19 protein-coding genes and 2 pseudogenes are annotated in these 19,125 nt (G+C 71.6%); 15 read left to right on the top strand and 6 right to left on the bottom strand.

From position 1 onward, the window contains the following. On the bottom strand, nt 1–1,217 hold a 1,217-nt coding region (locus ACWEKM_RS19205), incomplete at its 3' end, for an MFS transporter (protein WP_451622375.1). 252 nt (nt 1,218–1,469) lie between these two features. On the opposite strand from ACWEKM_RS19205, the gene ACWEKM_RS19200 reads away from it, so the two are divergent. From ACWEKM_RS19200 to ACWEKM_RS19190, 3 genes are all read left to right on the top strand, one after another. Further along, nucleotides 1,470–2,522: an ArsR/SmtB family transcription factor gene (locus tag ACWEKM_RS19200; RefSeq protein ID WP_451622363.1), complete on the top strand. Its 1,053-nt coding sequence runs from the start codon at nt 1,470–1,472 to the stop codon at nt 2,520–2,522. A gap of 18 nt (nt 2,523–2,540) precedes the next feature. Next, entirely contained in the window at nt 2,541–3,047 is a 507-nt protein-coding gene (locus tag ACWEKM_RS19195) for a glutathione peroxidase (protein ID WP_451622362.1), read from the top strand. Between the two features lie 165 nt (nt 3,048–3,212). Continuing rightward, entirely contained in the window at nt 3,213–4,061 is an 849-nt protein-coding gene (locus ACWEKM_RS19190; RefSeq protein WP_451622374.1) for a MerR family transcriptional regulator, read from the top strand. A 180-nt stretch (nt 4,062–4,241) separates the two neighbouring features. Here the strand turns inward: ACWEKM_RS19190 and ACWEKM_RS19185 are convergent, their stop codons facing one another. The 3 genes from ACWEKM_RS19185 to ACWEKM_RS19175 all read right to left on the bottom strand — a co-directional run bounded on the left by ACWEKM_RS19185 (nt 4,242) and on the right by ACWEKM_RS19175 (nt 6,544). Beyond that, nucleotides 4,242–4,433 carry a DUF397 domain-containing protein gene (locus ACWEKM_RS19185; RefSeq protein ID WP_451622361.1) on the bottom strand — a complete coding sequence of 64 codons (192 nt, stop codon included), beginning with the start codon at nt 4,431–4,433 and terminating at the stop codon, nt 4,242–4,244. Nucleotides 4,434–4,623: 190 nt separating this feature from the next. Then, entirely contained in the window at nt 4,624–5,481 is an 858-nt protein-coding gene (locus ACWEKM_RS19180) for a helix-turn-helix domain-containing protein (RefSeq protein ID WP_451622360.1), read from the bottom strand. A gap of 307 nt (nt 5,482–5,788) precedes the next feature. Further along, complete coding sequence (locus tag ACWEKM_RS19175) at nt 5,789–6,544, bottom strand: GOLPH3/VPS74 family protein (RefSeq protein ID WP_451622359.1); 756 nt, start codon at nt 6,542–6,544, stop codon at nt 5,789–5,791. A gap of 244 nt (nt 6,545–6,788) precedes the next feature. On the opposite strand from ACWEKM_RS19175, the gene ACWEKM_RS19170 reads away from it, so the two are divergent. Beyond that, a complete protein-coding gene (locus ACWEKM_RS19170) occupies nt 6,789–9,836 on the top strand; it encodes a D-alanyl-D-alanine carboxypeptidase (protein ID WP_451622358.1) in 3,048 nt (1,015 codons plus the stop codon). A gap of 197 nt (nt 9,837–10,033) precedes the next feature. Next, complete coding sequence (locus ACWEKM_RS19165) at nt 10,034–11,953, top strand: MFS transporter (RefSeq protein ID WP_451622357.1); 1,920 nt, start codon at nt 10,034–10,036, stop codon at nt 11,951–11,953. A gap of 41 nt (nt 11,954–11,994) precedes the next feature. Here the strand turns inward: ACWEKM_RS19165 and ACWEKM_RS19160 are convergent. Together ACWEKM_RS19160 and ACWEKM_RS19155 are read right to left on the bottom strand one after the other, a co-directional pair. Beyond that, nucleotides 11,995–12,180: pseudogene (locus tag ACWEKM_RS19160) on the bottom strand (hypothetical protein); the annotation flags it as partial. Nucleotides 12,181–12,365: 185 nt separating this feature from the next. Beyond that, nucleotides 12,366–13,481 (bottom strand): ADP-ribosylglycohydrolase family protein, encoded by a 1,116-nt coding sequence (locus tag ACWEKM_RS19155; RefSeq protein ID WP_451622356.1) that lies wholly within the window; start codon nt 13,479–13,481, stop codon nt 12,366–12,368. 426 nt (nt 13,482–13,907) lie between these two features. Here ACWEKM_RS19155 and ACWEKM_RS19150 point away from each other — a divergent pair, with 426 nt between their 5' ends. From ACWEKM_RS19150 to ACWEKM_RS19105, 10 genes and pseudogenes are all read left to right on the top strand, one after another. After that, nucleotides 13,908–14,417: a hypothetical protein gene (locus ACWEKM_RS19150; protein WP_451622355.1), complete on the top strand. Its 510-nt coding sequence runs from the start codon at nt 13,908–13,910 to the stop codon at nt 14,415–14,417. A 72-nt stretch (nt 14,418–14,489) separates the two neighbouring features. Continuing rightward, nucleotides 14,490–14,723, top strand: coding sequence for a hypothetical protein (locus ACWEKM_RS19145; protein ID WP_451622354.1), 234 nt, complete (start codon nt 14,490–14,492; stop codon nt 14,721–14,723). Then, a complete protein-coding gene (locus ACWEKM_RS19140; protein WP_451622353.1) occupies nt 14,723–15,118 on the top strand; it encodes an HAD-IA family hydrolase in 396 nt (131 codons plus the stop codon). Before ACWEKM_RS19145 ends, ACWEKM_RS19140 begins: the two co-directional genes overlap by 1 nt. Nucleotides 15,119–15,200: 82 nt before the next feature. Next, nucleotides 15,201–15,668, top strand: coding sequence for a hypothetical protein (locus ACWEKM_RS19135; protein ID WP_451622352.1), 468 nt, complete (start codon nt 15,201–15,203; stop codon nt 15,666–15,668). Between the two features lie 133 nt (nt 15,669–15,801). Then, a complete protein-coding gene (locus ACWEKM_RS19130; protein WP_451622351.1) occupies nt 15,802–16,281 on the top strand; it encodes an ATP-binding protein in 480 nt (159 codons plus the stop codon). A 775-nt stretch (nt 16,282–17,056) separates the two neighbouring features. Further along, nucleotides 17,057–17,254 (top strand): annotated as a pseudogene (locus ACWEKM_RS19125) (IS200/IS605 family transposase); the annotation flags it as partial. A 182-nt stretch (nt 17,255–17,436) separates the two neighbouring features. Beyond that, nucleotides 17,437–17,652 (top strand): hypothetical protein, encoded by a 216-nt coding sequence (locus ACWEKM_RS19120; protein ID WP_451622350.1) that lies wholly within the window; start codon nt 17,437–17,439, stop codon nt 17,650–17,652. Between the two features lie 446 nt (nt 17,653–18,098). Next, nucleotides 18,099–18,485, top strand: coding sequence for a PfkB family carbohydrate kinase (locus ACWEKM_RS19115; protein ID WP_451622349.1), 387 nt, complete (start codon nt 18,099–18,101; stop codon nt 18,483–18,485). Beyond that, a complete protein-coding gene (locus ACWEKM_RS19110; RefSeq protein ID WP_451622348.1) occupies nt 18,482–18,991 on the top strand; it encodes a hypothetical protein in 510 nt (169 codons plus the stop codon). The genes ACWEKM_RS19115 and ACWEKM_RS19110 overlap by 4 nt, the downstream gene beginning before the upstream one ends. Next, a complete protein-coding gene (locus ACWEKM_RS19105; protein ID WP_451622347.1) occupies nt 18,951–19,124 on the top strand; it encodes a hypothetical protein in 174 nt (57 codons plus the stop codon). The genes ACWEKM_RS19110 and ACWEKM_RS19105 overlap by 41 nt, the downstream gene beginning before the upstream one ends. Nucleotide 19,125: the final 1 nt, after the last annotated feature.

Here is a 19,125-nt window from a genome sequence, read left to right as displayed (position 1 = left end):
CCGGCTCGGCGCATCCCGCCTTCGCGGCGCCCGGCCGCGGCCAGTGCCCAGGTGACCGTGAGCGAGGCCGCCGCCATCGCCGTCATCCCCGTGCCGGGCGAGGTGAGCTGGGCTACCGACCCGGCCAGCGCGGCGCCCACGCCCTGCATCGTCAGCATGCCCGCCGAGTGCAACCCGAGGGCGTGGCCGCTGAGTTCGTCCGGGGTGAGGGCCATCAGCCGTTCCTGCTGGACCAGGCTCGCGCCGAAGCCGACGGAGGCGAGGGTGACGCAGACCGCGGCGAGCGGAACCGCGGGCCGCAGGGCGAACACCGTGTACGGCGCTGCCAGCAGCACGAGCAGCGGTGTCGCCAGCCGGGCCCGCGCCCGCCGCGGCAGCAGCCGGCCGACGGTCGCGTCACCGGTGAGCATGCCCAGCGCCGCGCAGGCGAACAGGGTGCCCGCGGCGTCCGGCGCGTACGACACGTAGAGGGACTCGCAGCCGACGACCAGGCCGTTGGGGATCCACAGGCCCAGATAGGTCAGGCGGCGCGGGCGGGCGGACCACAGGACGGCGTTGGTGCGCCAGGTCGCCGCGACCGAGGGGCGGCCGGCCGCGCGGGGCGGGCGCGCGGTCAGGCCCAGCCGCAGAACGAGGGCCGCCGCCAGGTAAAGGGCGGTCGCCAGCAGCAGCGAGGCGCGCGAAGAGAGGACGGCGACCAGGACGCCGCCCGTCGCGTACCCGGTGATCTGCATGATCCCGGACATCATGTTGAACAGCGAACGCCCCGGCAGATAGCCGTCCTTGGTGAGGATCTCGGTCAGCAGCCCCCAGCGCACCCCGCCGCCCAGGGAGGCGACCAGGCCGAGGACGAGGACGACGGCGAAGACCGCGGCGATCGGCAGACCGGGCAGTGCGAGGACCGCCGTACCGGCCGCGAAGGACAGCGAGATGCCCACCAACGCGGTGCGGGGGCGCAGCCGGTCGGAGCCGGACAGGAGGAGGGTCGCGCCCAGCACCTGGGCGAGCGACGGACCGAACATGCTCAGGGCGGACAGCAGCGGTGAGTCCGTCGCCCGGTACACGAGCGTGCCGAGGGCGAGGCCGCTGACGGTCTGGGCGGCGGTGTGCGCGGCGGTGGCGAGGAAGAGCGGGGCGAACTCCGGGACACGGAAGAGGGTCCGGTATCCCGACCGGACGGCGGGCGGGCGACCGGAGGACGGGCGGTCCGGGGGCAGCCGGTCCGAGGGGGGAAGGTCCGAAGAGGGAAGGTTTGAGGACGAGCGGTCGGAGGACAAGCAGTCCGAGGGGACCGGGTCCGAGGGTGGACGGTTCGGGGTGGGCCCGGTGGGGGCCGAGGTCGACGGGGTCGACGGGGGTCTGGCGCGGTCCGAGGGTTCGGTGCTGGGCATGGGTGGAGTCTCGGGGCGGGCGGCGGCGGCCGTTATTGTTTCGCTCCGGCGCGAAACGTCGTACGGGAGGAGGCCGCCGTGGGCTGGTGGCAGGTCAACGCCGACACGCTCGCCCGCAGCCGGTTCCTGATCTCTCCGCTCGCCGAGACCTTCGCCGCCCTGAAGCTGCTGCACGCGGGCACGGGGACGCATCCCGGCGAAGCCGAGTGGCTGCGCACGCATCTGCCCGCGTACCGGGCGCGGCTGGCGGCCGACCCGGTCACCGCGCTGCTGGTACGGGCCGGTCTGGGCCGGGACAGATCCCTCCGGACGGGGGGAGGTCGGCGGGGAGGTCGGCGGGGCGGCCGGGAGGTCGGGGGCTGGATCGCCGACTTCCTCACTCCCCCGCCGCACGACGGCGAGACCTTCGACGAGGGCGTGGCGCGGGTGCGGGCGGCCCGCCCCGAGGAGGCGCGCGCCCATCTGCGGGTGTCCCTGGCCGGGCCGGTCCCCGTCGCACTGCACCGCGACGACCTGCCCGACCGGGCGGCCACGCTCCTGGAGTACGTCTGGACCGCGACCGTACGGCCGTACTGGGACCGGCGTCGGCGCGTCCTGGAGGCGGATGTGGTCGCGCGGACCGCGCAGGTGAGCCGGGGCGGCTGGGCGGCGGCACTGGACGCGCTCGCGCCGGGGCGCACGCGCTGGCTCGGCGAGAACCGGCTCCAGGTGAACCGGCACGAGTACCCGCCCCGGGAGATCTCCGGCGCCGAGCTGGTGTTCGTGCCGGTGACCGTGCAGACGGGCTGGGTGTCCTGGGAGGAGCGGGACCGGTACGCCGTCATCTACCCGTGCGCCGGGGTGCTGACCGACGTACGGGACCGGGCGGTGCCCGCGAGCCTGGACGCGCTGCTCGGTTCGGCCCGCGCCGAGGTGCTGGTGCTGCTCGGCTCCCCGATGAGCACGACGCAGCTGACGGCGGTCACCGGGCAGGGGCTCGGGTCGGTCGGACGGCATCTGAAGGTGCTGCTGGAGGCGGGGTTGGTGGCGCGGCGGCGGGCGGGGCGCTCGGTGCTGTACTCGCGGACCGCGACGGGCCAGGTGCTCGTCGAGGCCGGAAACCCGTGGGCCCTCGGTCACCCGGACGGGTAGCGGAGCTAGCATCCGGTTATGACGACTACAGACCAGAACGGCTCCGTGCTGAACGTCGAGATCGATGCCCTCCAGGGCGGCCCCGCGGATCTGCCGCAGTACGCGGGCCGGGCCGTGCTCATCGTGAACGTGGCCTCCAAGTGCGGCCTGACACCGCAGTACTCGGGGCTTGAGCGGCTCCAGGAGCGGTACGCGGCCCAGGGCTTCACCGTGCTCGGTGTGCCCTGCAACCAGTTCCTCGGGCAGGAGCCCGGCAGCGCCGAGGAGATCGCCGAGTTCTGCTCCGCGACGTACGGCGTGTCCTTCCCGCTGACCGAGAAGGTCGAGGTGAACGGGGCGGGCCGGCACGCGCTGTACGAGCGGCTGACCGGGTTCGCCGACGCCGAGGGGCACAGCGGCGACATCCGCTGGAACTTCGAGAAGTTCCTGATCGGGCGGGACGGCTCGGTCGTCGCCCGCTTCGCGCCGCAGACCGAGCCGGAGTCGGCGGAGGTCGTGGCGGCCATCGAGGGGCAGCTCGGCTGAACGACGGTTGACCTTGCCCCTGGGGCAGGGCCGAGCGTCCTTGTCACCGGGCGGAAGAACCGCCCGGTGACGGAGGACGGCTGAGCGGCCCCGAAGGAGCGGCTCCAGAGGCGAGGCCCGAAGGAGAGGCCCCGGAGGAGAGGCCCCGGAGGAGAGGTTGCCGTGGTGGACGATGGACTGCTCACCATCGGCGTGTTCGCCGCCCGGGCCCGGCTGTCGGCCAAGGCGCTGCGGCTGTACGACCGTCTCGGGCTGCTGTCCCCGGCGTATGTCGACGAGGTCAGCGGCTACCGCTACTACCGCGCCGCCCAAGTCGAACGCGCCCGTCTCGTGGCCCTGCTGCGGCAGCTCGACATGCCGCTCGCGCGGATCGCCGAGGTGGTCGAGGCGGACGGGGCCGAGGCCGCCGACCGGCTCGCCGCGTACTGGGCGGACGTCGAGACCCGGGTGGCGGGGCAGCGGACGCTCGCCGAGTACCTCCGTGGACGACTGTCGGGGAGGAGCTCCGAGTTGTACGGAAAGTTCGAGGTCGAGACGGTGGACGTGCCCGAGCAGGTGGTGCTCACGGAGACCCGGCACACGCTGGCGGACGAGCTGCCCGCGTGGATCGGGGCATCGCTGGGGCGGCTGGAGGCGGCGGCACGCGAGTGCGGGGGCGTCGTCGGGGCGCCGTTCGTCGTGTACCACTCCGAGGTGTCCATGGAGAGTGACGGGCCCGCGGAGTCATGCGTGCCGGTGGCGGACGAGGCCGCGGCCCGGGAGTGGGTCGCGCGGCACGGGCGGACCTGGGAGACCCGGGTGCGGGTGGAGCCCGCGGCCCGGCTGGCGTTCGCCCGGATCACCAAGGCACAGGTGGCCCATCCACAGATCCTCGCCGCCTTCGAGGCGGTGGAGGAGTGGCTGGCGGCGCGGCGGCTGGAGCCGGCGGGGCCGTGCCGTGAGGTGTACTTCGCGGACTGGGACGCGGCGGGGCCCGAGGACGCGGTGTGCGACGTGGCGTTCCCGGTGCGCTGACACCCGGCGGCCGACACCGTACGCGGACCGGATGAGCGCGATGGGCGCGATGGGCGGCAGGAAAAGGGGCGAGCCCCCTCGGCAAGGACGGCGAACTGGTCGAGAGGGCTCTGGGTCGAGCTTGTGCAGTTGTGGGGTGTGTGGTTGTCGTCGGGGTCGGGCGGGGTCAGGGAAGGCTCCCTACGCCTTGACCGATGCCACGAAGGCGTTCCATGCGTCGGTGGGGAAGGCCAGGACCGGCCCCTCGGAAACCTTGGAGTCGCGTACGGCGAGTCCCTCGGGTGCGGGCGACTTGACCTCGACGCACGCCCCGTTCCCTGCGGAATAGGAGGACTTCGTCCACGTCGCCGTGGTGCCCTGAAGCAGTGCCATGTCCACTCCTGTTGCGAGTTGCTGTAGTGCGATTCGCGCCAACCCGGTCTTCCGATTGGCGTAATCGACGCTACTCGTCAACATCCCTTTGCGGAGGTGCCGTTCACTCGACCGGATGGCATATTCCAGGTGAGTCTTCCGCCGGAGCGAGGGGCCCGTGTACGATCCGGCGCCGCGCTCGGCGGGAGGCTCAACGAGCGTAACTCTTCGCCACATCCGAGATGAATTGCCGGGATTGCTCCACACTCAGCGACTGTGCCCGCAGATGCTCGTACATCACCGCGTACTTCTGAACGTCGTGCGCCTTCTCCAGGTACAGATCGCTGGTGACCCCCTCCAGGTACACCACGCTGGAGTCGGCCGCGTCAGCGAACTCCAGGATCGCGTACTGCCCGTTGAGCCCGGGATGCGCGCCGACCTCGAACGGCAGCACCTGCACGGTGACATGAGGCAGGTGGGACATCTCGATCAGATGCTCCAGCTGCTCACGCATCACCAGTTCGCTGCCGACGAGCCGGCGCAGCGCGGCCTCGTCCAGCACCACCCACAGCCGAAGCGGGTTGTGCTCGGCGCTGATACGTTCCTGTCGCCGCATCCGCACCTGGACCCGCTTGTCGATGTCCTCGGTCGACGTCTCCGGCAACGCCCCCTGCACCAGGGCCTCCGCGTACGCGCGGGTCTGCAACAGCCCCGTGACGAGCTGGGGTTCGTACACCCGCAGGGACTCGGCGTCGGTCTCCAGGCCGATGTAGACGCTGTACGGGATGTCCCCGAACGCATGCCACCAGCCCTGCTGCCGCGAGTCCCGGGCCATCTCCATCAGGGAGTCGACGATCCGCTGGTCCTCGACCTCGTACACCCCGCACAGGTCACGGACGTCACGCTGGCTGATGCTGCGCCGCCCGTTCTCCAATCGGCTGATCTTCGACTGCGACACGAGCAATCGTTCCGCCACCTCCTCCGCCGTCATGCCCTTGAGCTCGCGGAGCCTGCGCAACTCCTGGCCCAATCGGCGTCGCCTGACGGTGGGATTGACATTGGACGCCACGGAACGTGCACCTCCGGCTGACTGCCTCTACTCGACACTTTGCGTATCTGCTGTTGAGCAGATTGCCACCAAGGCGCTTACTACCGCTGGCAAACAGTGGATATGCGGCGCGTACGCGTCAGTTCGGGCACTCAGTTCGGGCACAGACGACCGAGCGGGACGGCGAGACCGAGGTCTCGCCGTCCCGCTCGGATCAGCGGCTCCCGAACCGGGTCTGGGGACTGACGGTGCGGCATGCGGTGGTGCTTGGTGCGGCCGGGTGGTGCTTCGTGCGGCCGGGTGGCGCGCGGTGCCGTGGAACTGCGGCTCAGTGGACCGCGGCGCGCGCCATCGAACCGCGGTGCGGCTGCATCGGAACCCCGCGCGCGGGTTCCGCCGCGGGCCGGGCGCCGGGCCCGGCCTGCCGACCGGCCGCGGCGGGGCCGCGGCGCGGCTGGACCGCCACACCGTTCTGGACGTCCATCACGGCGTGCGCCACGAGGCCGCCCATCGGGTCGTGCCTGATCAGATCCCGCAGCCGGGAGCGGGACGAGCGTCCCTCGTTGCCCGGATACAGGTGCTTGCCCAGGCCGACCGCGTGCGCCAGTGCGGCGAGCGCCGCGGTCCGCGGGTCCGGCGGTACGCCGGTGCGGATCGCGGAGTCCAGCCGGGCACGGATCTCCCGGCTGATGGCGGTGTCCGTCGCCTGATAGCGAGTGGTCGGCAGCACCCCGCACATCTGGCCCGGCACGGCATGCACCATGCCGCACCGCTCCAGATGCGAGAGATAGGTCTGGCGGAGCCCGAGACGCGGCCCGCCGATCCAGTGGACAGCACGCACCGGAGCGCCGCGCCTGCGCAGCAACTCCAACGCACTGTCCAGAGTCGGATCTCCTGTCGGCCGTGGCACCACCACGGCGATACGATCCCCGTCTGGGGCTATCCGTCCGGCCAGCGCCAGCTCCACTAGCTGTGCTCCGGCCAGACCGAGGTCGAGCGACTGCGGCTGCGCAGTGGTACCCGTGGTCGGGTCCAATGCCAGCAACAGAAGCTCCTCCGGAAGTGTTCTGCGGCTCCTGCCCATCCATGCCTCCCCGCGTGGATGAATGACAGGGTGACCCCTCTCACATTGGTCTGTCGAGAGTGCGTGACCGGTTCGTAAGGGAACCGGTAGGTATGTCGTTCTCGTCTACCCCATCGGTTTGGCCGTCACAACAGGACACTGGTACATGGTTCGGGCAGCGGGGGATGCGCGGTCCGGGCGGAGTTGTGGAGTTGCGGTCAGCAGCAGCGGTCGGTTCGGCACGCGCACTCAGGACGTGCGGCACATGGAGGAGGCATCGGTGGCGGGCGAGTCCCCCGACAGGTCGAAGCAGCGCGAGTCGTCGGGTGAACCGACGTCGGGGAGCGCGGGTGCGGTTCCCGACGCGCGGGATCCGCGTCTCGCGGTGGCCCGCGGGTCCGAGTCCCACGGGGGCGTGGACACGGCGACCAAGGTGCTCTCGACACGGGAGGCGTCGGCCGACGCCGACGACACGACGGAGGCCGGGAGCGCGAGGGCGGCCGAAAGCCCGGCCGGGAGCGCGGAGGCCGCTGAGAGCCCGGCCGGGGCCGGGAACGCGCCGGAGGGCGAGGCGGGAGCCGGGAGCACGGGGGCGGCCGGCGACGTGGCGGAGAGCGCCGCAGGTACCGGGAGCACGAGGGTGGCCGGCGACGTGGCGGAGAGCGCCGCAGGAACCGGGAGCACGAGGGTGGCCGGGAACTCGGCGGAGAGCGCCGCAGGAGCCGGGCCTACGGCGAGGAACGGGAACACCGCGGAGGCGGAGACTCCGGCGGAGGACGCCGCGGAGGACGGGATCGCCGCGGAGGACGGCGTCGGCCCGGAGACCGACGGCACGGGAGCGCGTCTGGCGGCTGCTGTGGCGGCGTGGGTGCGCCCGGGTGACTCCGACGACGCCGACGGCGCGGAGCCCGCTGAGGCCCCCTCCAAGCCGCTTCCCGGGGCGTCTGAGCCCGAACCGGAGGGCTCCGCCCCCGACCCGAACCCCGCCGAGCAGCCGACCGCCACCCCGAAGGCATCCTCCGCTTCCGGCACGGGACCCCGGGAAACGGACCGCGCCGCGAAGGCCGACACGAACACGACCCCCTCCGGGGCGGATGCGAACTCCAGGACGGACACGGGCCCCAGGGCGGACGCGGACTCCGGGGCCCGGGCGGGCCGCGAGACGGATGTCGACGCGGGGGCGGGCGCTGCTCGGGCTTCCGACGCCAAGGCGGGCACGGACACCAAGGCCGGTGGAGGGGCCGAGGCGGGCACCGGCTCCACCACGAAGGCCGAGGCCACCGCCACAGGCACAGGCGCAGCCGCAGCCCCAGTCGCTGACGCCGACTCCGCATCCGGCGGCAAGAGAGACGGCGGCTCCGAGGCAGAAGGCGACTCCGAGGCCGGTGTTGACGCCAAGGCGGGCACGGACGCCAAGGCCGGTACGGGAGCCGAGGCGGACACCGGCTCCACCACGAAGGCCGAGGCCACCGCAGCCCCAGTCGCTGGCGCCGTCTCGGACTCGGACGGCACGGCGGAGGCCGACTCCACGGCGGGCGTTGCGGCCAAGGCGGGTGGTGGCTCTTCCGCAGGTGCCGAGGGTTCGGGCGGTGCTGGTTCTCCTTCGGGTTCCGGTGCCAAGGCCGACGACGCGGCCAGGGCGGATACCGAAGGCGCAACCGATGCAAACGCCGGTGCGAATACCGGCGCGAATGCCGACGACGCCGAGGCGGCAGGCGGCCGGCAGAGCGAGAGCAAGGGCGAGGACAAAGGCAAGGGCAAGGGCGAGGCGCGGAAGGTCGATCAGCCGACCGCCGTTTTCAAGACCGTACGGCCGCCCAAGGAGCCGCAGGTCGACCAGCCGACGACCATGCTCAAGGTGGGCGGCGCCAAGAAGCCCGTCGCCCCCGAGGCCGATGCCGAGCGGACCAGCAGGTTCGTCGCGCTCAAGCCGCTCGACGAGTCGGCCGCCCGCGGGTCCGGGTCGGCCCCCGCCGACGCCACCGCCGCCGTCCCCCGGCTCGGCCCCGAGCGCACCACCCAGCAGCCGCTCCCGCCCAAGCCCCCGCTGGACCTGCTGGCCGAGCTGACGAACACGCCGCCGCCCCCGCAGACCCCGGTCCGCACAGTCGTGCGCCGGGTCAAGATCTGGACCCCGCTGGTCCTTCTGCTCGCGGTCGTCTTTGCGATCGTGCAGGCGCTGCGCCCGCTGCCCGCCCCGGCCCTCGACCTCACCGCCGACGAGAGCTACACCTTCGAGGGCGGCAAGGCGTCGATCCCGTGGCCGTCCGGCGGCCAGGGCGCGCTCGATGTGCAGGGCATCGGCTCGTTCGGCTCGTCCGGCGCGCAGAAACCCGTACCGATCGCCAGCGTCGCCAAGGTCATGACCGCGTACCTGATCCTGCGCGACCACCCGCTCAAGGGCGGCGCGGGCCCGAAGATCCCCGTGGACCAGCCGGCCCAGGACCAGGCGACCGCGGACGGCGAGTCCACCGTGGAGGTCCGCGCGGGCGACCACATCACCCAACGGGAGGCCCTCGAAGGCGTGTTGATCGCGTCCGCGAACAACGTGGCGCGGCTGCTCGCCCGGTGGGACGCCGGTTCGGAGAAGGCGTTCGTGGCGAAGATGAACGCCGCCGCCAAGGACCTGGGGATGACCCACACGACGTACACGGACCCGTCCGGTCTGAAGCCGACGACGGTCAGCACGGCCGTGGACCAGGTGAAGCTGGCGAAGGCCGCGATGCAGGACGCCTCGTTCCGCGAGGTCGCCCGGATGATGGAGTACACCGACTACAAGGGCGCCAAGCACAGCAACTGGAACCGTCTCGTCGGCTACAACGACGTCATCGGCATCAAGACCGGCACCACCACCGCGGCCGGCGGCAACCTGGTCTTCGCGGCGACCCGGGAGGTCGGCGGGGAGACGCGGACCATCGTCGGCGCCGTGCTCGGCCAGGGTCCCGGCGGCGCGGACAACACGATCATCAGCGGCGCCCTCGACGCGGGCGACCAGCTGATCCGGGCCGCGCAGGGCGCGCTGAAGTCGGTGACGATCCTGAAGAAGGGCGAGGTCGTCGGATCCGTCGACGACGGGCTCGGCGGCCGTACGCCGGTCGTGATCACCAAGGACGTCACGGCGGTCGGCTGGGCGGGTCTGAAGGTCGAGCTGTCCTTCGTCGCCGACGACGTGCCGCACTCCGCGAAGGGCGGCACGAAGGTCGGCACCCTCACCGTGGGCGACGGTTCGAACGGCGCGGTCAAGGTGCCGGTCGCGTTGCAGAAGGACCTCACGGAACCCGGTTTCACGGACAAGCTGACCCGTCTCGGCTGACCCGCCGCGCACCGCCCGTCCCCGCACCCCGTCGACGAGGCCCCCACCCGGGCGCCGCGCGGCGGGGTGCGTGCTAGCGTCACGAATCGGGGCAGGTCGCCGGTCAAGGGACAGGGCCGCGAACTGGCCGGTAAGCGGCCGGAAACACCGGGGGACTCGGCCGAGAACAGAAGACGGGACACGGGGAGTGCCTTCAGGTGGCCACTGCGGAGCCGACACGCGCCGACGACGCCGAGCCGGGCCCGGGATCCGGACCGGGATCCGGACCGCGAATAGCCCTGCCCGCGGCTGACCGTGACGGTCACTCCGACCCCGCGGACGACCGGGACGATCACCCCGACCCCGCGGGCGACCGCGCGGACGGCCGAGGGCCCCGCCGGACCGGACTGCTGGCCGTCGCCGAACCCCTGCGGCAGCGGCTGTTGCGGCACCCGGCCCTCTCCGTCACAGCGCTCGCCGGTGTGCTGCACATCGTCTGGTTCTTCACATTCGCCAACAGCGGCGGTGACCTCGCGGCCCAGGACGCGTGGGCCGAGTTCGTCGGCCGGCATCCCGACTCGGCGTACAACCTCGCCTGGTACGGCGGCATGCACCCGGTCTCGTACAGCGTGGTGTCGCCGTATCTGATGTCGGTCCTCGGTGTCCGTACCACGATGATGGTCGCCGGGACGGGGTCGGCGGGCCTGCTGACCATGGTCCTCATCCGCAGCCGGTCGGTGCGCAACCCGCTGTGGGCGGCACTGGCCGGAGTGTTCGCGCTGCTCTGCAACGCGCTGTCGGGCCGGGTGACCTTCGGTCTGGGCACATTGTTCGGGCTGGGCGCGGTCGCGGCCGTCTTCTGCTGGCCCTACCGCTGGCGTCTGAAGCGGTGGGCGAAGGCCCTGGTCGCCGCGCCGCTCGCCGCGCTGGCCACCATGGCGTCGCCGGTCGCGGGCCTGTTCGTGGGCCTGGTCGCGGCGGCGCTGTTCCTGCAGAAGCGCCGCCCGGGCGCCTGGGCGCTGGGGCTCGCGCCGACCGCGGTCGTCGCCGTCGCGGCCTGGCTGTTCCCGTTCTCGGGCACGCAGCCAATAGGTTTCGGCTCGGTGGTGCTGCCGCTGCTGTACGGCCTGCTCTGTCTGTTCCTGGTGCCGAAGCGGTGGACGACGGTCCGGCTGACGGCCGCGGTGTACAGCCTCGCGGTGCTGCTGGTCTGGCTGGTCAGTTCGCAGATCGGGTCGAACATCTCGCGGCTGCCGATGATGTTCGCGGGGGTGGCGCTGATCGCGGCGCTGCCCTTCGCGGTGCCGCGGTCGCGCAAGTGGTACGCGATCGTGCTGTCGTTCCTGGGGTTCGCCGGCTGGATCGGTTTCAAGTCGGTCGACGACCTCGTACACACCACCCCGGTGGCCTCCTGGGCGCGTGAGCTGGCGCCGCTGGTCAACGAGTTGCAGCAGGTCGGCGCCGAGAAGGGGCGGGTCGAGGTGGTCCCGGCCCGCTCCCACCGGGAGGCGTCCGCACTCGCCCCGTACGTCAATCTGGCCCGCGGCTGGAACCGGCAGGCCGACATGGAGCGCAACCCCCTCTTCTACGACGACACGCTGAACTCGGCGAACTACCACGAGTGGTTGCAGCGCTGGGCCGTCCACTTCGTGGTGCTGCCCAAGGGCGAGCCGGACGGTGACGGCGGCGAGCGGGAGCGGGAACTGGTCCAGCGCGGGCTGCCGTATCTGAAGCAGGTCTGGGGCGACGCCAACTGGCAGCTGTTCCGGGTGACGGACGCGGCGCCGCTCGCCGAGCCCAACGCGGTCGTCGACCGGGCGGAGCAGGGCGAGCTGACCATCGAGGTGCGCAAGGCCGGCCGGGTGCTGATCCGTATCCCGTACTCGCCGTGGCTGAGCATCGTGGACGCCGACGGCAAGAGCCTGAAGCCGCCGCAGGAGACGTGGTCCTCCAAGCATCGCGCCGACGGACTGCCAAAGACGTACGACAACGTCAACGGCTGCCTGATGGAGACGGAGAAGGACTCCCAGGGCGACAAGTGGACCATGCTGCTCGCTCCGCGGGCCGGGACCTACCACCTGGCGGCGCCCTACCAGCTACCGCGCGGCACCCCGTGCCCGAACGAGCTGAAGAAATAAACGGTGCCGTTTCAGCCGACTGAAGAAGTGACCGGCGCCGTTCAGCCGCCGGACGGGCCGGTGGTGCGCAGCTCGGCCACGTAACGGTCCGTGCCCGGAACCGTCGGGATGAACGCCGCCACCAACTCCACCCGGCCGAGGCCCGACGCCGGCTCCACCCGGCCGACTCCCGACTCCCTTACCCGCGCGTCGAGTTCGGTGAAGTGCCGCTCCCAGCACTCCGGCGGCTGCCGGCCGCTTCCCGTGCTGCCGGGCCAGAGGACGGTGCCGCGGGCCCCCGCGACCGGCGTGGTGACCGCGCCCAGGCAGCGCCGTGGTCTCACGGGGAGGGCATGGGCGGCGCCGTCGTCTCCGGCGGCGGTGCCCTTGGTCTCCGACGGGGGCATGGGTGGCGCCCGCGAAGGGATGACGGTCAGGCCCTCGGGTACCGGACCAGCCACCCCGGCGAGGACCCGGCGGGCCCGTGCAGCGCGGGCCCCTGGGTCATCTCCATCGCGAAGTCGTCGGCCAGTTCCAGGATCGTGGGACGGCCCTCCAACTCGGCCAGCCAGGCCGGTGGGAGGGCCGTTTCGCCGTGCAGGGCGCCGAGCAGGCCCCCGGTGAGCGTGCCCGCCGCGCCGGAGGGTCCCGCCTGGTTCACGGCCAGGCACAGCCCGTGCCGTACGTCCTCCCCCACCAGCGCGCAGTACACGGCGGCGGCCAGCAGCCCGTCCGCGGCGCCGTCGCCCGCCAGCTCCGCCACCCGCGCCGGGCTGGGCATCCCCTGCCGCACCGCGCCGAGCGCGTGCTGAAGGGCGTCCGAGACCGGCTGGTGGCCCGGGCGGGCGGCGAGCAGGGCGAGCGCCCGCTGGACGGCGCCGTCCAGGTCGTCACCGCGGGCCAGCGCGTGCACGATCAGCGCATACGCGCCCGCCGCCAGGTATGCCGTGGGGTGCCCGTGGGTCTGTGCCGCGCACTCCACGGCCAGCTGCACCACCAACTGCGGCTCCCAGCCGACCAGCAGCCCGAAGGGCGCCGACCGGGCCATCGCCTCCGGGCCCAGCTCGCCCGGGTTCTTGGGGTGGTCCAGCGTGCCCATGTGCTCGTCCCCGAAGCCGATGAGCAGCGCCCGCGACGGATCCCGCCGGGTGTACAGCCACTCCTCCCGGGCCAGCCAGCCGTCGTCCTCGCGGCGCTCGTCCGGGCCCCAGTCCCGCTGGGTGGCCGCCCAGCGCAGATACGCCCGGTGCAGATCGGTCGGCGGGTGCCAGGCGCCGGTGTCGCGGCGGACCTGGGCGCGGATCAGCCCGTCCACCGTGAACAGGGTCAGCTGGGTGTGGTGGGTGACCGCGCCGCGCCTGCCGAAGCCGACGGCCAGGTCCACGAGGCCCTCGGCACCGTACGAGGAGCGGATCTCCGCCAGCGTGAGCCCGTCGGCCGGACCGCCCAGCGCGTCGCCGACGGCCGCCCCGAGGAGCGTGCCGCGCACCCGGCTGCGGAAGTCCTGCTGTTCGGCACGGCCCCAGACCGCACCGGCTGTCGCACCCACCAACCCCTCCTCACGGCACCGTCCGCACTCACGACCGCTCGCACTGTAATGGACCGGGGACGCTCGGTTCAGGATGCGGATCAGCATGCGGGATGCGGTTACGGCAGCGGCGCGAGCCCGCTGTGCCGTGACTGTTTCGCCAAGGTTGCTGCGAGGTGGGGGCCGCGTGTGAAGCAGAAGGGCTACAACGGCTGAGCACAGTGGAGCTCGTGTGGGCATCGCCAAGGGGGCCATGTGGCGATCGTTGCCGGAGCGCCGACGGCCCGCCTCCCTTCGGGGGAGAGCGGGCCGAAGCATCACCCGGGCCTATCGTCCCCGGTACCTTCGGATGTAGGCGTACATCCCGAAGGGGTTCAGAATAATGACTCCCGGGTGCGCGATGCTCAACACGTGGCGGAGCAGGCCGCGCGGGCGTCTGAGCCCCGCATGACCGAGCGTGACCCGGCCGCCTGGGTGGCCTTCGGCAAGACGATCGTGTTCGCCGCTGTGGCCGCCTCCCGCCTCGGTGACATCGATACCGCCTCCGACTTGTTGTCCGAGGCGCACGCTGCCGCGGCTCGCCTCGGGCGCGACGTGATGACGAACGGCACGCAGTTCGGCCCCCCCTACGCCACGCATCAGGCGATCGGCGTGCATGTGGCCGTCGGCAACTCTGGCAAGGCCCTCAGCCTCGCCGACCAGTTCCGCGATCGTGCCGGCCTTTCCCATGCCTCCCGCTCACGCGTCGGCCTCGACGTCGCCGTGGCGCAGTGCGACGCCCACATGTACGACACCGCGCTCGATACGCTGCTGACGGTGTCGGAGGACAATCCCGGCTGGACCCGTCATCAGGCCCTGGCCGGGGTGATCATGCAGCGCGCTGGGTGCGGCAGCACCAGCCGCCTGCGCCGGGCCGCAACCGCCCTGGGCATCCCTGCCACGAGCGCCGTCCGCTGACACCCGGCCCGCCTCTCCATCCGGTCGGCGCCGCCCCTGGCGCGGGCCTTGCATCACCTTGGAGTCATCCCCTTGCTTCGTGCCCTGATCATCGACCACGCGGGCGTCATGACGACCTCCCTGAGCGCGTCCTGGGACATCTGGAACGCCCAGCAGGGGCTGGCTCCGGGCGCCTGGCGTCGCGTGCTGCACGATGACCCGGAAGGCCGCCGACTGTACGTCGAGCTGGAACACGGGCGGCTCGCCAGGCTGAATGGAACGCCGCGACGGGCGCCCTGCTTGACCTTGACGACGCGGACGACCTGATGGGCCGCGCCCACGCCCATGTGCGCCCCGCCGAGCCCATGCATGCCCTTGTCCGGGCCGCCCGAGCCGCTGGTGTCCGGGTGGCACTGCTGTCCAACTCTTACGGCATGCATCCGTACGACCCGTACGCAAAGCTCGGTGTGTGGGACCTGTGCGATGTCCATGTGATCTCGGAGCGTGAGGGCATCGCCAAGCCGGACCCGCGGATCTACCGCCGCTGCCTGGAACTGCTCGAACTCCCGGGTGAAGATTGCGTGTTCGTGGACGACACCGCCAAGAACCTTCCCCCGGCCGTCGCTCTCGGCATCACCACGGTGCACGCTACCGATCCCGCCACGGCAGCAAGGCAGTTGGCTGCCATGCTGCGTATCACCTCGTGCGGTGCTGCTGCCTGAACTGTTACGGGGCGTGGTAGTTGGGCCTTGACCGACTTGGGCCGCTACCACGTTCCGTGGATTCACTCAAGGTGACTGACGCGTGACAGTGTCTGGCACGGCAGACATCCCCGGCCGCGTACCGGTCGCCCTGTACATCGCCACCTCGGACCCGGAATCGGCCGACCTCCTCACCGACTACTGCGACCAGTACGCCACCGCGCGGGACCGGGGCGTCGTCGAGGCCGTGACGGACGCCGACCGCCAGGCCCCGCTGACGTCCCGTCCCGGCTGGACCCGCGTCCTGACCCTCCTCTCCGACCGCGCGGTGTACGGCATCGTCACCTACTCGCCGCCGATGATCGCCGCGCCGTTCGTAGGCTTCGAGGCCGTACGCGACCTCTTGCGCGACCGTGGCGCGTTCCTGTCCGTGGCGCGCTCCCCGGACTCCACGGTGCCGGTTCCCCAGCGCCGTACGGCCGGTGACTTGGCCCGCCGCCGCGACCTGGCCGACGGAGCCTCCGGCTACCAAGGGCACGGAGCGGCATGGGGAACGGTGATCCCGTCGTGATCCCGAACTCCCCGCCCCTGCTGCCGAGTCCGGCTGAGCGTGCCGTGCCCACGTACACGCGGACCCTCAGCCTGTCCACGGAGAGCCATGCGCGCGCTGTCCGGTCGGCACCACACTCCCCCAAGAGGGCGCGATGACGACGACAGCCGTACCCTCGCTCCGCGCAGCCCCCCACCACTACGGCGACGTGCTGAACGAGACCATCCGCGTCGCCCCACGCCGTGGCGATGACCCGCTCCGCGCAGAGGACACGGTCCGCGTCGGCATCATGCGTCGGATCGTGTCCGCCCGGCTCAGATACTGCGGCCTTGAGGTGCTGCACGACGATGTGATGCTGATCGTCTCGGAGTTGCTCACGAACGCGCTCCTGCACAGCGGCACCACGAAGATCACCCTGAGCATCACCGTCGAGGACGAATCCCTGCGCATTGCTGTCGGCGACGGCATGCCGGGCTGCGCCGCACCCAAGCCGACAGACGGCGACGCCGAGTCAGGGCGGGGCCTCGCGCTGGTGGAGCACTTGGTGCAGGAGAACGGCGGGGACTGGGGAACCGGCGACGCCGGTGCGACCACGTGGTGCCTCCTCGACGTTCCGGCAACGGACCGGTCATGACGACGCCGCGCACCGTTACGCGCTGGGATCACCCGGTCAGGCAGGCGGACAGGCCCTTTGCCCCGGACCGACTCGGGTGGATCCTCCAGAAGGTCCAACCCGCGCAGCCGCCGCTGTGCCGACGGCACATCCTTCCCGCGGCCAAGCTGTGCCCGCGTCTCGATGGGCGGCCGACTGTCCATCTGGCGCAGAGCGCACCGTTGTACGGGGTGCACGACACCGTGTGCGGCTACGGCCGAGGCTGCGTCGAAGTGCGCGCACAGCCTGATCACCCGCTGCCCTACGGGCACCCCGACCTGGCCGCCTTCCTCGCATCACAACTGGTCCGCCGGTTGACCTCCTTCCGCATCGTCGCTCTGGACGAGCTGATGCAAGAGCTGAGCGCGACGGCCGCACAGCCCCCGTCCGGTGGCCCGGGTTCCCCCGGCCGTGGCCATCGGGCGCACCGACTCCCGGCGCGGGAGATCCGTCTCCGATCCCCCACGGGGACAGAGAACCCGCGCCGGGCCTCTTCACCTCCTCCTCATGAAAGGCGGACCTCCGTGGACGTTGTAGCCCTCCTCGGACCTCCCGGCAGCGGAAAGAGCACGTTGGCCGGGGCATTGACCGGCGAGCGTCGCGATGTGCGTGTGCTCCGGCTACGGGAGTTCGCCCATCAGCAGGCCCATCCAGACCGCACGGTGGCCAGCGCACTGGTGAGGGGGCCGAGACCCTTTGGGATGGCTGGCTGCCCGACGACGGAGCCGCTGTGCATGCCGCAGAACGGGACCGTCGCAGACAGGATCCGAAGTCGTCGGCCTCGTACGTCGCGAACCAGTTCAAGGGCTTCACCTCCCGCGTACTGCGGGCGGAGTTCCCACACCTGAAGTCGCGGATGCCCACCTTGCGGTCATCGTCATACTTGGCCGCCTCGGTCGGCGCCATGAGCGCCGCGACGGTGGAGAAGTACATCACCACCCGGTGGGAACGTCCACCGCGCCGAAACCACCTCGATCCAAGCGGTCAACCCTCGCACTGCCCGCTCACCATCGGCGCCTGGCGGCCTGATCGGGCAAGCGGGCCCATGATCCGGCCCCGAACCTGGAAGAAGGCCCGGGGCCGGATGACAGACAGCGACAATGAGCCCCTGTAGACACCGACCTGCACTTCGCCGAGATGCAGGAAGGCCGGATCGAGCTGAACAAGGGCCCCAACGAGTTCGACCTGTTCACCGGCACCCTGACCAAACCGGGCTGCTCAGGCTGCAAGGCGCCGGGCTCGTGTATGGGCGGCTGTCCCGCAGAGGAGATCGTCGACGGCCGGTCCTCCTGCGCCGCCTACGACGACATCGTTCCCGTGTGCCGACTGTGGAAGTCGGTCCCGGCCAACTAGACCACCGCGACTCCCGGTTGCCCGGTTTCGTTGCCTGGGCGGCCTCAACCACGAAGGAGACCCACCGTGTCCGACCGTTATATGTCCTGCGTTGACCTGCACCTCGTCCTGCGCGACGAACAGGGCCGCGTTCCTGCTGGGCGAGCGCAAGAACACCGGCTTCATGGACGGCGCCTTCCGGCGCCTTCCACTTCGTCAAGGGCGTCTTCGAGTCCGAGCGGGGCTGGGAGCGACGGTGACAACTCGGCAGCCGCAGTGGGATCTTGCGTGCTTCAGCTACCTGGCGCACGCCCAGGTCCTCCAGGTCGCCCGCTCTACCCGGGCGCCAACCAGGGCGCCGAGGTGGACTGGACGTTCTCCTCTCTCGACGGTCATCGCCGAAGCGGCGGCCGACGCGCTGCACACCGCGGCGGTCGCGGGGGTGCCGGTGCTGCTGAACCTCGGCAGTGACCCGGTCCAAGGTCCGGCAGGCCGCCCGGCAGGCCCATCTGTTCGCGGTGCAGACGGGCCTGCCCGAGTCCCAGGTGCAGGACGCGGAGCACACCGCGTGCAATCTTCTGACGGAGTTGGGCCCGCACGCGGCGGTGGTCACCGTGGGGGCGCTCGGCGTCGCCGCCGTCACCCGCGCCGGCACACATCGCATACCTGCTCAGCGGGTCGACGTGGTGCACACGCACGGCGCTGGGGCAGCGTTCTCCGCCGGACTCGCCGCCGCCCACCTCGAAGGCCACGATCTGCCTGCCGCACTGCACTACGCGTGCGAGGCGGGCACGGCCCACTGCACCGTCGTCCCCAGTGCCGACATCGCCCATCGGGAGAGGACCGCATCGTGATCGGTGAGCTGACCAAGTCCCTGCACAATCCGAACTGGGACGACACACCCGCAGTCGAGGCCACGACCAGCAAGGTTCTCGCCACCCTGGCGGGCGACAGGTATCTCCTGCGGCGCCTGGTCCACCAGGTGCCCCAGGACGAGCACCTCAGCCGCCTGTCCGAGCACTACGACATCCTCGACAAGGTCGTTCTGTACGACGATCCGGCCGGATGGCGCCTGCGCCTGCACGTCTTCCTGCCCGGCTACTACGACCGGCCCCACAACCACCGTTGGACGTACTCCTCGCGGATCCTGCGAGGCAGCTACCAGCACACCCTCTACGGCCTTGACGACGTCCTGGACGTGGCCACGCTCCAGCCGTACATGGTCCGCTCCGAGGAGGCCAGCGACTCCTACACCCTGCATCCTGCACCACCGGTTGATCCACGCGGCCGTGGCGGAGCCCTACACCGTCACCCTCATCGTGCGCGGCCCCGCCCTCAAGGACCGGTTCCTGGTCAGTGATCGGGAAACCGGCCGGACCTGGTGGCAGTACGGCACCGCGAAGGAGTCGCAGGACGAGGCGGAGAGGAAGCGGATGAGCGAGGTCCAGATCGGCGAGGTCATCAGTGCCTTGGCCGAGCGCGGCATCATCTGAC

Source organism: Streptomyces sp. NPDC004752, assembly GCF_053601275.1.
The sequence above is the reverse complement of the archived record's forward strand: the minus strand, read 5'-3'. Positions and strand labels throughout refer to the sequence as shown.

What these genes read in the sequence shown, in the direction of transcription:
- ACWEKM_RS19195 (WP_451622362.1), top strand. Translation starts at nt 2,541, where the DNA reads ATGACGACTACAGACCAGAACGGCTCCGTGCTGAACGTCGAGATCGAT.
- ACWEKM_RS19185 (WP_451622361.1), bottom strand. Translation starts at nt 4,433, where the DNA reads ATGGCACTGCTTCAGGGCACCACGGCGACGTGGACGAAGTCCTCCTAT.
- ACWEKM_RS19175 (WP_451622359.1), bottom strand. Translation starts at nt 6,544, where the DNA reads ATGGGCAGGAGCCGCAGAACACTTCCGGAGGAGCTTCTGTTGCTGGCA.
- ACWEKM_RS19170 (WP_451622358.1), top strand. Translation starts at nt 6,789, where the DNA reads ATGGAGGAGGCATCGGTGGCGGGCGAGTCCCCCGACAGGTCGAAGCAG.
- ACWEKM_RS19150 (WP_451622355.1), top strand. Translation starts at nt 13,908, where the DNA reads ATGACCGAGCGTGACCCGGCCGCCTGGGTGGCCTTCGGCAAGACGATC.
- ACWEKM_RS19140 (WP_451622353.1), top strand. Translation starts at nt 14,723, where the DNA reads ATGGGCCGCGCCCACGCCCATGTGCGCCCCGCCGAGCCCATGCATGCC.
- ACWEKM_RS19130 (WP_451622351.1), top strand. Translation starts at nt 15,802, where the DNA reads ATGACGACGACAGCCGTACCCTCGCTCCGCGCAGCCCCCCACCACTAC.
- ACWEKM_RS19120 (WP_451622350.1), top strand. Translation starts at nt 17,437, where the DNA reads ATGCAGGAAGGCCGGATCGAGCTGAACAAGGGCCCCAACGAGTTCGAC.